General features: G+C 41.2%; 1 protein-coding gene and 1 other annotated feature. The gene reads right to left on the reverse strand.

Features of this window, described 5'->3' with window-relative positions:
- Positions 1-39: 39 nt before the first annotated feature.
- Positions 40-1259, reverse strand: a protein-coding gene (locus DYI81_RS17805) for an IS3-like element ISAba34 family transposase (RefSeq protein WP_117008201.1) whose coding sequence is annotated in 2 segments (ribosomal slippage) — positions 40-983 and positions 983-1259 — 1221 coding nt in all. Because the reading frame shifts where the segments join, the coding sequence is not laid out codon by codon here.
- Positions 868-984 (reverse strand) — a sequence feature (AL1L pseudoknot). (Overlaps the previous gene by 117 nt.)
- Positions 1260-1309 lie beyond the last annotated feature (50 nt).

The following is a 1309-nucleotide window of genomic DNA, read 5'->3' on the forward strand; positions in this document are numbered from 1 at the left end:
TGAACCGTACCGGGTTTGTCGGAGACATTTTTATTTAAGTTAGGCCACGTGACCTAACGGGTTAATCTTATCATAGTACATTGCTTCAAACTCAAAAGGCGATACATAACCCAATGCGCTGTGTACACGCTTTTTGTTGAACCAATCTACCCAATTTAATGTCGCAAGTTGTACATCCGCTAAACCTTGCCAGTCTGCTTTTAAATATTCAATCACCTCTGTTTTGTATAACCCATTCACTGTTTCAGCCAAAGCGTTATCGTATGAATCACCGGTCGTACCGACTGATGCTCGTAAATTTGCTGCTTCTAAACGATTGGTATAGCGAATTGAAAGATATTGAACACCTCTGTCGGAATGATGAATCACATTCTTAGGCATACCTCGGTCATGCAATGCTTGCTCTAGTGCATCGAGCACCATGTCTGTATTCATACGTGTTGATACTTTCCATCCAACAATCGCTCGTGAGAACACATCAATAATAAAGGCGGTATAGACCCAGCCTGAATGAGTTTGAATATACGTGAAGTCACCGACCCATAGTTGGTTTGGATAATCAGCAGTAAAATTACGTTTCACTAAATCATCCGCTCTTTTTTGATCATCTCGGCTACGGGTGGTGTATTTATTCTTCCCACGCCAAACACCCTGTATACCTAGCTTCTGCATCAAGCGAACCACTGTACAGCGTGCAATAACATAACCTTCACGTTTCAGTTGTTGCCAAACTTTACGTACACCATATCGACCTGAACTTTCTTTCCAAATTCGTTTAATTTGTTCAGCATGATGCAAATCATGTAGATCTCGCTTTGCTCGATGTTCTGGGTTTTCAGCAATATCTAGTGTTCGATAATAGGTAGAAGCTGAGATCGGTAAAATCCTACAAATCGCCTCAACACCATATAACGCCTTATTGTTATGGATGAAATCCACCATTATTTGTGTGGGCGGTCGAGCTCCGCCTGGGCGAAAAAAGCGGCTGCTTTACGCAGAATTTCATTGGCACGCTTTAATTCTTTGATTTCACGTTCCATTTGCTTCATTTTTTCTTGATCAGAGATCTGTTGTACTTTAATAGGATTTTGCTCATCTAAATGCTTTTGATGCCAAGCACGAAGTGTTTCAGGAGTACAACCAATCTTAGGCGCAATAGCTGTGATCGCAGCCCAATTAGATGGATAGTCTTTTTCAGATTCAATCAATAATTGAACCGCTCTTTCTCTGATTTCAGGGGTATATTTTAATTTGGTCATCGGAACATTCTCTCAGAATACTGAGTCTCCGACAAACCCGGTACGGTTCA

Source organism: Acinetobacter sp. SWAC5, assembly GCF_003419885.1.
Taxonomy (GTDB): Bacteria; Pseudomonadota; Gammaproteobacteria; order Pseudomonadales; family Moraxellaceae; genus Acinetobacter; species Acinetobacter cumulans.